General features: G+C 37.4%; 16 protein-coding genes. 3 read left to right on the top strand and 13 right to left on the bottom strand.

The genetic code is table 11. The annotated features are described in order from the left end of the window. Positions 1–332: 332 nt before the first annotated feature. From BN986_RS27720 to BN986_RS17565, 13 genes are all read right to left on the bottom strand, one after another. Positions 333–485: a hypothetical protein gene (locus BN986_RS27720; protein WP_244445035.1), complete on the bottom strand. Its 153-nt coding sequence runs from the start codon at positions 483–485 to the stop codon at positions 333–335. Between the two features lie 397 nt (positions 486–882). Continuing rightward, positions 883–1,275 (bottom strand): DUF4064 domain-containing protein, encoded by a 393-nt coding sequence (locus tag BN986_RS17510; protein ID WP_040982549.1) that lies wholly within the window; start codon positions 1,273–1,275, stop codon positions 883–885. 24 nt (positions 1,276–1,299) lie between these two features. After that, positions 1,300–2,250 carry an ABC transporter permease gene (locus BN986_RS17515; RefSeq protein WP_040982550.1) on the bottom strand — a complete coding sequence of 317 codons (951 nt, stop codon included), beginning with the start codon at positions 2,248–2,250 and terminating at the stop codon, positions 1,300–1,302. Then, a complete protein-coding gene (locus BN986_RS17520; protein WP_148417159.1) occupies positions 2,243–3,166 on the bottom strand; it encodes an ABC transporter ATP-binding protein in 924 nt (307 codons plus the stop codon). The genes BN986_RS17515 and BN986_RS17520 overlap by 8 nt, the downstream gene beginning before the upstream one ends. Before the next feature lie 71 nt (positions 3,167–3,237). Further along, positions 3,238–3,423, bottom strand: coding sequence for a hypothetical protein (locus tag BN986_RS17525; RefSeq protein WP_040982551.1), 186 nt, complete (start codon positions 3,421–3,423; stop codon positions 3,238–3,240). 242 nt (positions 3,424–3,665) lie between these two features. Next, positions 3,666–3,848 (bottom strand): hypothetical protein, encoded by a 183-nt coding sequence (locus BN986_RS17530; RefSeq protein WP_040982552.1) that lies wholly within the window; start codon positions 3,846–3,848, stop codon positions 3,666–3,668. Positions 3,849–3,861: 13 nt separating this feature from the next. Next, complete coding sequence (locus BN986_RS17535; protein ID WP_040982553.1) at positions 3,862–4,053, bottom strand: hypothetical protein; 192 nt, start codon at positions 4,051–4,053, stop codon at positions 3,862–3,864. Between the two features lie 18 nt (positions 4,054–4,071). Next, positions 4,072–5,085, bottom strand: a complete 1,014-nt coding sequence (locus BN986_RS17540) for a LolA family protein (protein WP_040982554.1) — start codon at positions 5,083–5,085, stop codon at positions 4,072–4,074. Positions 5,086–5,243: 158 nt separating this feature from the next. Further along, positions 5,244–6,320: a LolA family protein gene (locus BN986_RS17545; RefSeq protein ID WP_040982555.1), complete on the bottom strand. Its 1,077-nt coding sequence runs from the start codon at positions 6,318–6,320 to the stop codon at positions 5,244–5,246. Between the two features lie 3 nt (positions 6,321–6,323). Beyond that, positions 6,324–7,781: a HAMP domain-containing sensor histidine kinase gene (locus BN986_RS17550; protein ID WP_040982556.1), complete on the bottom strand. Its 1,458-nt coding sequence runs from the start codon at positions 7,779–7,781 to the stop codon at positions 6,324–6,326. Continuing rightward, complete coding sequence (locus BN986_RS17555; RefSeq protein ID WP_040982558.1) at positions 7,778–8,488, bottom strand: response regulator transcription factor; 711 nt, start codon at positions 8,486–8,488, stop codon at positions 7,778–7,780. Before BN986_RS17555 ends, BN986_RS17550 begins: the two co-directional genes overlap by 4 nt. Positions 8,489–8,621: 133 nt before the next feature. Continuing rightward, positions 8,622–10,370: a sensor histidine kinase gene (locus BN986_RS17560; protein WP_040982560.1), complete on the bottom strand. Its 1,749-nt coding sequence runs from the start codon at positions 10,368–10,370 to the stop codon at positions 8,622–8,624. Beyond that, on the bottom strand, positions 10,367–11,080 hold the full coding sequence (locus tag BN986_RS17565) for a response regulator transcription factor (protein WP_040982562.1): 714 nt from the start codon (positions 11,078–11,080) through the stop codon (positions 10,367–10,369). Before BN986_RS17565 ends, BN986_RS17560 begins: the two co-directional genes overlap by 4 nt. A 153-nt stretch (positions 11,081–11,233) precedes the next feature. Between BN986_RS17565 and BN986_RS25815 the strand changes: the two genes are divergently transcribed. From BN986_RS25815 to BN986_RS17580, 3 genes are read left to right on the top strand one after another with little or no spacing between them, the layout of a single operon-like run. Beyond that, entirely contained in the window at positions 11,234–11,644 is a 411-nt protein-coding gene (locus BN986_RS25815; RefSeq protein ID WP_052400871.1) for a DUF4064 domain-containing protein, read from the top strand. Between the two features lie 29 nt (positions 11,645–11,673). Then, complete coding sequence (locus BN986_RS17575; RefSeq protein WP_040982564.1) at positions 11,674–12,369, top strand: ABC transporter permease; 696 nt, start codon at positions 11,674–11,676, stop codon at positions 12,367–12,369. Then, the gene (locus tag BN986_RS17580) at positions 12,369–13,280 is read left to right on the top strand and encodes an ABC transporter ATP-binding protein (RefSeq protein WP_040982566.1); all 912 of its coding nucleotides are present in this window, start codon (positions 12,369–12,371) and stop codon (positions 13,278–13,280) included. Before BN986_RS17575 ends, BN986_RS17580 begins: the two co-directional genes overlap by 1 nt. Positions 13,281–13,357 lie beyond the last annotated feature (77 nt).

Raw genomic sequence — 13,357 nt, forward strand, 5'->3', positions numbered from 1 at the left:
TCGTAAAGAGTTGTGCGTCGAAAAACTCCCACTGAGTGAAGTTTCGTTTTATTTCCAATATATGATATTCAGCCCTAAAGACGCTCCATTTTTGTATTTAAATCAATCATGACTTACCTTATAAACAACACTGCCAAATGTAAATTTGACGGGATATAGTGAAAGAATGATAGCAATAATCTGGCTAAATGTCTTTATCCATCCTGTTAAATGCAATACATTGTTGATTAAGTAATTAGCTAATTGAATAAGCCCAAAAACAACAGCGATGGATACAATAAATGCAGCTACAATTAATATGACCTGCTTTATTGAAAGTTGTTTTATCTTTTCTAACTTTTAATACTTCCATCATTAATAGCAAAACAAATATAAGCTAACGGGAGAAGTAATAAGAACCAGCTTGAATAGCCAAAGCCAATCCAAGTCACCATCATAACCAAAAGCAAACCCCAGCCGATGATGCTGAAAAATTTTTTATTCACATAATACCTCCCTTACGTTACTAAAAACTGATAGATTACAGCGTATTTATCTTTTTAAAACAAAACTTCCTTCGAGGGGAGTTAATGCCCGGTATCCCCCGCCTAAATAAATTTATTCTATCTCTTTATTTGAAGGCAGGGAGTTTTACGGGCGGTTCTCCGTGATAAATAAGATAGCTTATTATCAAACTGCCTCTCAAAATACCAATTATTATAGTTTAAAAGATTTTGATATTTGTAATGTAAAATCCTAAAAGCAGACTCAGTCCAAAACTTAGAGCGTAGAATAATCCATAAGGAGATCAGCACTTTAAAGGAAGCTGGGAGGGTTTTGTTTAAAATGAGTTCCTCCCGCTTATTTCAATAGAATCTACTGTTAGTTGAACCTATGACTCCTTCACTTTCGGGCAAAACACATACTGCCGCTGATAAGTAAAAAGATGCCTGGTAAAATACCGATTCCTACAGTGAAAATGGCACCTAAAATGGAGGTGACAATAAAAATAGTACCAGCCATTTTCGGTCGCTTATTCCCTTTAATCAAGAATATCGCGACAAAACTTAATATGATCGCAATAATAGAGGTAATGGTAAGAGTCCATCCCCCTGAACCCATTCCTTCCATAACGGTGTTTAAATCACCAAGCCCTATATCTGGACTTTGCTCTACTACTTCTTGAAGGACATCTTCATTATTTTGCAGAAATAACATAAACCCGCCTAAAGCGGTAATCAGTCCATACCCCAAAATTCCAATGACGCCCAATACAATCTCTACTGTTCTTTTCATTATCTTTATACCTCCCTAAATATCTTATTGACCTGCGATATCTCTTTTAGTAAATATTCCCCAAGATGCTGCTAAAAACACTACAAAATAGACAAGTAAAACTATGATTGAAAACGGTAACGTCATTCCTTCCACCCATGGCGCGCCGTTTGCATATTGGCTTAAATCTGTATTCGCAAATAAAATATACTTAGCCCAGCTATATTCCGAGAAGAAGCTGACAATGGAATTCCCGGCCATCATTAGAAATACAGCTGTTCCAATGGCAAGTGCACTATTTCGGAAAATACTTGAAATCATAAAGGCAAAGGTAGCCATCATCACTAAATTAACGAGTTTATATCCATAGTTAGTAATAATCTCATGAATAACCGATACGTATTCCAAACCGCCGGCCTTATCCATGACGATATGCGGATTCAATCCTTCCACACCAAAGAACAATGCACCAATGATCCATGAAAAGATAACGACAAATAACAGCGTGATCAAAGCAAATAGCAGGACAGCCATATATTTGGATAATAATATTTTTGATCTGGAGATAGGACGGATCAGTAAAAGCTTTATCGTCCCCCATCTAAATTCATTCGCAACAATTCCTGCCGCGATAATGATCGTTAATAAACTTACGATGGACAGCATGATATTCATTTCCATCACAAATTGCCACGCATCATAACTCGCCGGCTGAATATCATTTTCTAAATAATAATTGTTTTGCTCAATCAAACCCGTATTAAAATCTTGAAGGAGCTCTTCCTCTTCCATCTCCTTGGTCAGCTCTTCATTCTCTTCCTGCAGTTCCGCACGCCATGAATCCTCGCTGTAACTTTCCCTCACATCTCCAAAGAAGTTCGTTAACATGCCGTACCCCAAAATAATAACTGCTAAAAATATGTACATAATCCAGGTGGATTTTTGAATATATATTTTATTTATTTCATTATGAATTAAGTTCATCAAGTTACTCAATGACATTCTCTCCAATCAAATCAAAGAATTTTTCTTCTAATGTTGCTCTGGATACTTCTACCTGGTAAATGGAAATATCATTTCGTACGAATGTTTGAATGATTTTAGGAATTTCTTCTCTTTGACTTTGAAAGGTTATCAAATCACTTTTTAGTACAGCATCGATCTCATACTCTGTGTTTAACAGTTCCATTGCTTTGTCTACAGGTGTTACTTCCATTTGAATCTGATGGGAATCCTGCGTTGTATCTGCTGCATCATGAACATTTTGAATTGTAACAAGCTCTCCATTTTTAATAATTCCAATCCGGTCACACATTAATTCGATTTCTGATAACAGATGACTAGAAATAATGACGGCAACATTTTGTTCTTCAGCCAATCGTCGAATATAGTGCCGGATCTCCCGGATACCAGCAGGGTCAAGCCCGTTCGTCGGTTCATCTAAGATTAAAACAGACGGATTGTGTAATAAGGCTTGAGCAATTCCTAACCTTTGTCGCATCCCTAACGAGTACTTGCCGACTTTTTCATTCATTGCCTTTTCAAGCCCTACTAAGGAAATAACCTCTTGTATCCGCTCCTTGCTAACATCAGGAAGCATACGGGCAAAGTGGACTAAATTCTGCTTCCCCGTCATAAACGGATACATTTCTGGATTCTCGACAATGGCTCCAACCTTTTTTATTGCCTCCTTATAATCGTTTTTAATACTTTTGCCTAAGATCTGTACGTCCCCACCGCTCATTTTTATTAAGCCTACCATCATTCGAATAGTCGTTGTCTTCCCTGCTCCGTTTGGTCCGATAAAACCAAAAACTTCTCCTGATTTAATCTCAAAATTTAACCCTTTAATAATTTCTGTTTTTCCAATTGTTTTCTTTAAATCGATCAGTTTCATTGCTGTATTTTCCAAAAAGTTCCCTCCCTAAATAGCATAATCATTTCATTATTAGCTTTGTTTCTTTATCAGAAGCTGAAAGATGTTCAATTATTTTTCATTATTTTATCTGCTCTCCGCAGGCTTAAAGTCAAAACAATCATTGATGTTACAGAGAATAATACCCAATAACGAATATGGTTTGTTACCAGTACGAATGCTATTATTACTAAAATAATCGATGATATGAACCCTAATACTGCTTTCCCATCTTTCATCACTTTATAATTCAATAAATCTCCCCCTTGAAATAATAATCGTCATTCGTCAGGCTTTTGCAGGAATTCCTTCATTCCACAAAAATAGAACTACGAATACGATCACGCCATCTGTCAGCATGCCAAAGAAAGCTGTTGCAATAGTAAGTTAGATGAGCTTTTTTAGAAATCAGATTGCTTTGTTAAATCCATCAAAATACAAATAATATAAAATCTCCTTTTTTAAACATGCATCGAATAACGTTACGAGATTATATTCAAAATGTAATCGTTTCAAAAAGCTGGATCATTAGTATCATGGTCGCTAAACAGCCCGCAGACATCAACAAAGTGATTAACTTTCCATTCTGCTCTTTTGAAGATTTGGTAAGCTCCCAGGACACTGCACTCCATATAATAATGGAAACAACGCCTGCGATAAGCGTTGCCTCTATGGACATGTCCGACCTCTCCTCACGTTTCATTTATTTTCCGATTTCGAATAATACCATAAACAGCTAACGTCAATGTAAACAAACACAATACCGTTAAAGCAATAGAAGCTGTTCGGTCATCATCATAAAGACGATAAGCAGAAAATCCATTTCCTAATGTATTAATAAATAAGCCGACAATAATCAGCGGATGTATCTTTACTTTTTTCATGGTGAATTACCTCCTGTTTCAAGAGTGTCTATTTAAATCCGAACTCAGCACCATGCTTTCCGCCTTCTTTATCATTTCACCTTTCTCCATACCGGAACCAATCATAATGATAGAATATCGCAAATCCCCTTCATCCCAGGTAATACTATTAACAACCTTTTCATAGGCCGCCTTCTTTCCCCGAATTTCCATATCAGCTTTTTCGATTTCCATTCCTTCAGGTGACCGGAAAATAGATAAATAGAACATTGGCATATCCGCTTTGGAATAGTATGTTAAATTTAGCTCATCACGAGTTATTATTCCCTCGATATGATGCATTTCTATATCTTTTAAAGTAAATTCATCCTCAGGAAACAGATAAAATGCCTGTTCGAGACTTTCTTCTGCCTCTGCTAATGTTACTGTATCTGGAGTAAATGCTTCTAAATCCTTTATTTCAACATCATCTGGAATATCCAACGTGAAGGTATTCTCTGCAAATGCTGGTGATAAGTCGATTTCTTTATATTCCAGTTCTGTTCGTACACCGTCCGCTTCGGAAATCATTTTAATAATAAACCCAGTTTTATGGTCCACCCATAAGGCTGTATCTCCAAATACATGATCGGAGGTTTTTGCTTTTGCTTCAATATGGAATGTATCAAAATCTAGTATTTTTTCTTCTCCCATTAATTCAAGCTCATGAGAATCCTTTGTGATGCCCATCATTCCATTCATTTTTTCTTTAGGATCAAATGATTCTATGTCTCCATCTGTTGTTATATCCATCTCGAATGCGCGACGGTTATATTTATCATAGATAATTGTTTTTGCACCATCGTTTAAGGCTTCCGTACTTTTTTCTTCCTCTGCCAGCTGGTCATGCGTAACAGTTTTTCGCTTTTCATTTGCGACATATTCTTCTAAGAAACTATGCTCTATTAATTCTGTTCCTTGATATACTTTTGATTCGGATAACGTATAATAATGATCCATTCCTATTCCTGCTTCAACCGCCTTGCTTACCAGTTCCTCTGCTGTAAGCTTCATATCGTTTCGCCTCCATTCATTTAGAAAAACATCGCTCTTATTAAAGAGAGCCTTAAAGTCCTCTAAAAAGTATATTTTGCTTTCTTAGAATTTCTTTTTTCTATGAAATACAAGCTATTGGCTGAATTCCTTACAGGTAACAAGTTAGATCGGTATTTCTAATTTGTTTCTGAACTCAGCACCATATCTTCTGCCCATTCAACGATCTCATCTACTCCTTCTTCCTCATCCATTCTGATAAGGTAATAATTTAATCCCTCTTCATTCCAAGTTAGGCTCTCGACCATTTCTTCATATTTGGCAGGCAGTCCCCGGATTTCCATATTAGGTTCTTCTATTTCCGTATCATCAGCAGATGAAACAAATAAATTAAATAAAGGAACATCGTCATTTGTGCGGTAAGTTAATTGTATCTCTAAATCAACTTCTTCATTAGAAAGCTCATATACCTGTATATCCGTAAGTTGAATGTCTTCTTCAGAGAAGATGAAAAATTCCTGCCCTAAAGCTTCCTCTACTTCTTCCAATGTTACCGATTCGGAAGTGAACATATCATCAATGTTTGTAATCTCTACATCATCAGGAATATCCATCGTGAACGTATCCTCATCAAAATCTGGTGAAAAATCGAGTTCTGTATATTCCGTTTCTGTTCGAATCTCCCCTGTTTCTGTAATTGTTTTTACAACAAACCACGATTCCTTATCCACCCAAAGTTCCATATCCCCTAATAGATTATTCGCTTCTTTTGACTCCAGCTTAATATGGAAAGTATTCCGGTCCAGCAGTTCTTCTTCACCAATAACTTCATAGGTATGCGAATCTTCCATCATTCCGATCATACTTTGGAAATTTTCCTTTGGACTTAAAGCAAATACGTCTCCCATTTCTGAAGTATCTACTTCCATTACAGTTTCATCCGATTTATTATATACCAGCATCTTTTCACTATCGATGATTGTCTCAATTTCCAAACCAGTTAACTGTTCCTTCGATACTGTTCTCATATCATCGTCCGAAACATATTCTTCTGAAATCATTTCCCCAGTTATTTCTTCCCCTTCAAACGTCTTCATTTCTGCTTTTCCATAGAAGTCCGTAATTTCATTCTCTGACTCTATCGCATTATGAATGATTTCTTCTGCAGAGACCTGCATATCCTGCGAACAGCCTCCTAATAAGATTAGGAAAATACTAAGACCAATAAAATATTCTTTCCCTCTTCGTTTTAACATTTTTTATCCCCTTTCTTTTATCCAGCATGCAAATAAAGTTCCTTCATTGTCACTTGACCAAATATTTATTTTTCCTTCGTGGTTTTCCATAATTATTTTCGCGATACTTAGGCCAAGGCCTGAGGTTGCTCCTTTTCCTCTGGACGCATCATCCTGGTAAAAGGGTTCAAATACTTTCTGTAATTGACTTTCCGCCATTCCTTTTCCTTCATTTTGAATCAATATAACTGTTCCAGCTTCTCTCCATTGATCTACTTCTTCTTTAAAAGTAGGAAAAATCCAATCTGGCAATGGCTTGGTTGACGCAATGGCGGCCAGCCAAATCTGCCTGTGCTGCGGTGTATATCGGATACTATTATCCATTAGATTATCTACCAGCCGGATCATCTGCTTCGGATCCAGCTCATAAGCATTTCGAACCTTCCATTCTGTAGTTAAACGAATATCCTTTCTTGCACATGGTTCTTCATAACCGGAAAATAACATTTCAAAAAATTCATTCCCGTTCACTTGAACAGACTGAAGCGTATTTTTCGATGATTGAAGTGCTGTAAAAATCGATAAATCATCAATCATTTGTTTCATATGTGTTAATTTATCGTTAACAATCATTTGGTATTCTGCTCGTTCTTCTTTAGATAAATGGTGATTTTCCAAGGCTTCCGTATACGTGCGGATTACTGTCAATGGTGTTTTTAAGTCATGAGATAAAGCAGCTACCATATACTCTTTTTCTTCCTGTTCTTTGACAAGTTCTTCTCTTGTCTCCATAATTTGATCTTTCATTTCTTCAAATTGGTGATTTAAAGCGCCAATTTCATCTTTGGATTGATTCAGCTTTTTATCCGTATCTTTCCCGGCTGCAAAAGCCCACATATGCTCCTGTAATTGATGAAGCGGACGGTTTAGTTTGCGATTTATTGCTACAATAACAATGATGTAAAGCAGGATGAAAAAGATTCCCGAAAGAATGAAAGTAAGTAAAAGCTGCTGATTCGAGGTCTCCACCCAACCTGTTCTCCCGAGCGTAATTTCGTAAACACCCGCCAACTGTTGATTTTCATCTAATACAGGCTTCTTATAAACGTAGGTTTTCGCCCGTCTCTGCGTTTCATTTAAATTTTCAAACATTCTATCTTGATCCTGTGATAGAGAATACGTTGCTGCTCCTTCCATCGTTGTAAATAAGTGCAATCCATCATAACGGTATAAATCAATACTGAGATGGTCATCACCGAGCTGGCTCAATGCTTGAAAACGATTATTTTCCAAAGATTCATACAAAGATGCATCATTCAACTCCCTATCTAAATCCGAAACAAGTATTTGAAAATCAAGATATTCCTTTAAATCCTCTTCCTGATTATAACTCTGCAAACTGACATAAAGCAGATACACCGCCACAATCGGCAGCAGCATTACCACAAGGTGGCTCACCATCAGCCAATTTTTAATCTTCATGATAACGGTTCTCCTACAAAGCGGTACCCCGCTCCCCAAACCGTCTGGATAAATTTCGCCTGCTTTCCGGTATCCATGAGTTTCGTGCGGAGGCTTTTAATATGAACAGTCACGGTATTATTGCCATTCACATTTTTCAGCTGCCAAATATGCTCATAAATCCTGGCTTTCTCAAACGTAATAAACGGGTTCCTGGCAAGTAAAAACAAAATTTCCTTTTCCTTCGCCGTCAGAACAAGAAGCTCTCCCTCCAAAAATACGGTATCATTTAAAAAATCAATGGCTAATCCATAGGTATACTTTGACATTTCTGCATCATAGCTTTTACTTGTATAACGCTGATACCTTCTTAAATGGGACTGTACGCGTGCCGTTAATTCCTTGAGACTGAACGGTTTGGTTAAATAATCATCCGCGCCTAAATTCAGTCCGCGTATTTTACTGTCATCCTCTCCTTTTGCACTGACGATCAATAAAGGTACATCGCTTTCTAAACGAATCTTTTCACACAGCTCATAGCCATCCATCTCCGGCATCATTAAATCGACAAGCACGATGGAAAAGCTGCCTGCTTTAAAATCCTCCCAGCCTTCTATTCCAGTAGATGCCCACGTCACCTGAAAACCTTCCCTGTCTAAATGATCCTTCATAATCCGGGCAATTTCATAATCATCTTCTACAATAAAAATGTTTGTTCTCTCTTCCATTGAAACCCCTCTTCTCTGTCTACTTTAAGTATAAATCACATGCTATGTTATCTTTGAATTCTTTATTTTTAGTTAATAATTGCTATGTAAGAACACGTTACAGTTTTTTCGCATGCTGCAACGCATTCTTTGATCAATCTTTATCATTTGGTAAAAATACCGTTACCGTTGTGCCCCGATCTTTTTCTGATTGTACAGAAATTGTTCCTTGATGCAGCTTGGCGATTTGCAAAGCAATACTCATGCCAAGTCCTGTTCCTTCATTTCTCTCTTCTGTATTTGTCCCGCGGTAATAGCGGGTGAATAGATGTTTTTGCGTTTCTTCATCCATCCCTGTGCCGTTATCGGTGATTCTGATTTCCAGTCCCTTTTCTTCTTCAGATTGCGTAACTGCGACTTTTACCGCTGTGTCCTGCGGGTTATGCTTCCAGGCATTATACATCAGATTATCGATCATTCTTTCAAACAACCGCTCATTGACTTCTATTTTTCTATCTGGTCGAACCGGTTCGTACACAACCGAATAATCCTTAAAGGCGACATCCTTCCGAAACTTCTCTATAATCTGTTCCATTGATTCATTCATACTCACCAAGTTAAACGTCAAGGTATTGGCATCATTTTTCAAACGAAAGCTGAGCGTAAAGTCTTCGATTAGATCAACCATATAACCACTTTTTTCAGTGATCGTATCTCCAATCTCTTGAAGCTCCTGCTTCGACCATTCATATTGTTCATTCCCCAGCATCCTGCCATAGCCTTCCATAGTGGTCAGAGGTGTGCGAAGATCATGTGAAATTCCCGCAACCCATTCCTCTCTGCTTTTTTCCAACTGTTCTCTTTCTTTTTGAGAAGCATCCAATTTTACAGCCATCTCATCAAATGCTTGGAAAACCTCTTTATATAATTTATACCTTCTTTTTAACTTGCCATTTTTACGATATACTTTTTTCTTCTCCTGTTCAGTTAAAACTTCTTTATAGTTTCCGTTACCCATCCGGTTCAGCCAATTCGCAAAAATAAACAAAGGACTTCCATAACGAAAGCTGTTCCAAAAAGCGATCAGCAGCGTAATCGCCAAAATAGCTCCAGCTAAAGCAGCAACGATAAAAACAGGTTTTTTTAACATTGTTGATGATTGCTTCTGATTTTGCTTACTCGGTGCAGTTAAAATCCATGAATTTCCAGACTCTCTATCTAATAAGGTATACTGGTTTTCATCGTAATGATCTGGAGAAATGTCTCTTTCTATCATTTCTAATGGCGATACTTCTATATGCTCATTACTGCCAAATTGCTGGACAATATCCCCATTATCATCGTAAATAGCAAGTGTTCCTTCAAGCTGATTCAGTGTTTCTTCCACCTCAGACTGGTCTGCTTCTGCAATACTGCCATTGGTATTGACATTTTCTATCAGCTCATTTATAAGAAGAGCTCCCTGTTCCTGATACCCTAGTACAAATAAATATGTGTCTGCGAATAATGGTTTTTCTAATGTATATTTGATAGAATACTCCGCAAGCTGTTCTCTTTCTTTCATTTGTGCTATATCGATACTGTTATAACGCTCCTTTAAATCTGCTGGCACATTTTCAGATTCAATGACATTTCCCTCTTCATCAATAATTTGCAACCACATGTTCTCTGTCTTCAATACATCACTAATATCATTATCATTCTTTTTATATTCCAGAGGATCACCAACATCAATAGCAAGTTCTTCTACCTGATACTGATAATAATCTGCGTCTCTATCCATCTCAACAAGAAAATAGCCGCCTATAAGTGTGGCAAGAAAAACGACAACAATCATTAACAAAGCAATAAAACCGAACTGAATGGAGAAATGGAAAAACAACCGTCCTCGCAGCTTTTTCATGAGACATTTCCTTTCACTAATTTATATCCCAATCCCCGAACAGTCAGTAAAAATTCCGGTTTACTTGGATTTTCCTCAATTCTTTCTCTGATTCTTCTAATATGTACCGAGACCGTATTCTCATCTGCAAAGTGTTCAAAACCCCAAACAGCCCCTAATAAGTCCGCTTTAGAAAAAATTCTATTTGGGTGTTTACATAAATAGAGAAGTAATAAATAAACCTGTGTTGGGCACGGAACATCTTCTCCATTAACGCTTAATACACCCGCATTTTCATCCAATACAAAACGGCCAAAGTCATATCTGCTGGATTTTTCAGGTGAAACTGCTTCTGTTTTAGCAGATCTCCTTAAGTAAGCTTTAATTCTTGCTGCTACCTCTAACGGATTAAACGGTTTGGTGACATAGTCATCTCCCCCTGTTGCAAAACCTGTTAACACATCTAAATCCGACACTTTTGCTGTTAAGAAAAGAATATACGCGTCGGTCAGCTCTCTGATTTTCGGACAAAAATCAAAGCCGCTCCCATCCGGAAGCATCACGTCCAAAATAATCACTTCTATGTTCTGTTCTTTTAATATATTAATGGCTTCCTGCCCTGTATAAGCTTTTTGTACACGTTGAAATCCTTCTTTCTTCAGCATCATCTCCAACATATTCACAATTGCTTTTTCATCATCGACGATCAAAATATCTGTTTGTTCCTCCATGTATGACACCTCCATTGGTATCGTACCATAGCAAGTTTACGAACAGTTGAACAAATGAAAGCTTTTTTAATTTATTGGTAAAGTTCTGTTCAAATAACAGACAGCTTCATTTGCTAGAGTAAAAATAAAGAAACTTGAAGAGGAGAAATGGATATGAAATACAAAACAAAAATGATTTTAACAGCCATTGGCATTTTATTATTTGGCGTTTTATTTGCGGGGAGTATCCTGTTGTATGGCAATGTCGAAGGAAGTCCTGAGACGCTGGAGCTCGCCCAGTCCTTTATGAAAGATGAAAATATCGTTGAATTCAGCGAACAGCAAATTGTTACCTATATAGGTTATCTGTTTATCTATTTAGCTGTCATTTCATTTGTCTGGATAATCTTAGGGACAGCAGCTATTTACTTATTGAAAAAAGAAAGCAGAGGAAAACCTGCTGGAATTCTATTAATTGGGATAGCCATACTCGGCACCCTATCAACGATCGGTTTAGGAATGTTCAGCGGTATAGCCTATTTGATTGCCGGAATCATGGCTGTAATCCGCAGTCGTCCTGCCTAATAACATACAGAAAAAGAGGAGATGAATTTATGTTTACCGTTGCTTTTAGAGAGTTTAAAAGTTTATTTACCAGCATCCGCTCGATCTTAATGATCGGCGTCCTGTTTGGCGTCACGGTTGGTGCTGCCAGATTAGTCCGCCAATTTGAAACATACCTTCAAGAGGCAGGACTTGGACAGGATGCTTATGTGATGGGATTAATGCTTTTATTGATTTTAGCTGGACCTTTGTTTGTAACCAGCCTATCCCATAATATCGTCAATAAAGAGATAGACACACGGACCATCCGTTTTTTAGCAACAAAAACAAGCAGGAATAATATTATCCTTGGGAAATTTATCGGGAGCTTTTTATTTTGGGGTGTATGTATTACCGTTGCTCTGTTACTCGTCATTCCATTTTCAAAATCGTTTTCCATTTTAAATCTGATTCAGTCGATTATTTTGGTGTCTTACTTTATCGGTTTGACGTTGTTTCTATCAACCGTCATTCCAAAGCCGTCTTTAAGCATGTTTTTAGGGATCATTATTTCGATTGCTCTGCCGGTACTTGGTTTATGGAGTACAGGGACAGATCATCTTTTGGTGAAAGCCATTGGGTACGTAACTCCTTATTTTTATTACATGCAGGAAGAAAAGTTCAATTATTACGCTTATTTCGTAGCACTTTTCCCTATTTTATTTATTTTACTAAGCTTATTTATCTTTAGAAAGAGGGATTTATAATGGTAGCTCTGCAAACGCATCAGTTAACTAAAATATATGGAAAGAAACCGGTTGTTGATTCCGTTGATTTACATATTCCCCAAGGAACAATCTTTGGCTTCCTTGGAAAGAATGGAGCTGGTAAATCCACTTTTATCAATATGGTGACCGGACTTATCATGCCCAGCTCCGGTTCCTTTGAAGTTTTGGGACAGCCTGAAAAAAAACTTGAATCTATTCAAAGCGAGATTGGTGTGCTGCCGGACTACTCTACCTTTTATGATGATTTAACAGCATACAAACATTTAAACTACTTTCGGAAATTAGTAAAACAATCCCTTTCCAAACAGGATATTATCCGTGTTCTCGAACAAGTTGGATTAGAGGATGCCGTCCATGTCAAAGTGAAAAAGTTTTCGTTTGGAATGAAAAAGAAACTGGGAATCGCCCAAAGTATCATTCATCAGCCTAAACTGCTCTTTCTTGATGAACCAACATCCGGCGTCGATGCCAATGCGGTCTTGAATATCCATGCCTTGATCAAGGAAATTGCTGTCCAGGGAACAACCATTCTCTTAACTTCCCATAATTTAAATGAAGTAGAGAAGCTATGTGATGAGATCGCCATTATGAATAAGGGAAGTATACAAACACAGGGAACAATGAAACAGCTGCGAGAACAGTATCAACAGGACATCGTGATTCATATTCATCATCACACCCTATCTGAAAAGGAGCAGTTACAATTACAGAATTCCTTCACAGACCTTGCTGAGAAAATCCAAATCGGAGAAACTGATTCCGAAATCACCGTGCCCTCCAAGGAGCTGATTCCGCAAGTAAATAAACAATTTACAGGTCAGGACATCGATGTATTTCGACTTGAAGTAGAAGAACCTTCGCTGGAGGAAATTTTTCTTAATCTGGAATAATAAAACGAAACTTCATTCAGCGGGAGTTTTACGGGCGGTTCTCCGTGATAAAGTCTGCATAATACAGCAGAAGAAAT

The sequence above is a fragment of the Oceanobacillus jeddahensis genome (genome assembly GCF_000750635.1).
Lineage (GTDB): Bacteria > Bacillota > Bacilli > Bacillales > Amphibacillaceae > Oceanobacillus > Oceanobacillus jeddahense.

Bases quoted from the DNA above. Each gene is read 5' to 3' on its own strand.
- BN986_RS17565 (WP_040982562.1), bottom strand. From the start codon at position 11,080: ATGGAGGAACAAACAGATATTTTGATCGTCGATGATGAAAAAGCAATT.
- BN986_RS17550 (WP_040982556.1), bottom strand. From the start codon at position 7,781: ATGAAGATTAAAAATTGGCTGATGGTGAGCCACCTTGTGGTAATGCTG.
- BN986_RS25815 (WP_052400871.1), top strand. From the start codon at position 11,234: ATGAAATACAAAACAAAAATGATTTTAACAGCCATTGGCATTTTATTA.
- BN986_RS17575 (WP_040982564.1), top strand. From the start codon at position 11,674: ATGTTTACCGTTGCTTTTAGAGAGTTTAAAAGTTTATTTACCAGCATC.
- BN986_RS17530 (WP_040982552.1), bottom strand. From the start codon at position 3,848: ATGTCCATAGAGGCAACGCTTATCGCAGGCGTTGTTTCCATTATTATA.
- BN986_RS17540 (WP_040982554.1), bottom strand. From the start codon at position 5,085: ATGAAGCTTACAGCAGAGGAACTGGTAAGCAAGGCGGTTGAAGCAGGA.
- BN986_RS17580 (WP_040982566.1), top strand. From the start codon at position 12,369: ATGGTAGCTCTGCAAACGCATCAGTTAACTAAAATATATGGAAAGAAA.
- BN986_RS17545 (WP_040982555.1), bottom strand. From the start codon at position 6,320: ATGTTAAAACGAAGAGGGAAAGAATATTTTATTGGTCTTAGTATTTTC.
- BN986_RS17555 (WP_040982558.1), bottom strand. From the start codon at position 8,488: ATGGAAGAGAGAACAAACATTTTTATTGTAGAAGATGATTATGAAATT.
- BN986_RS17535 (WP_040982553.1), bottom strand. From the start codon at position 4,053: ATGAAAAAAGTAAAGATACATCCGCTGATTATTGTCGGCTTATTTATT.
- BN986_RS17560 (WP_040982560.1), bottom strand. From the start codon at position 10,370: ATGAAAAAGCTGCGAGGACGGTTGTTTTTCCATTTCTCCATTCAGTTC.
- BN986_RS17510 (WP_040982549.1), bottom strand. From the start codon at position 1,275: ATGAAAAGAACAGTAGAGATTGTATTGGGCGTCATTGGAATTTTGGGG.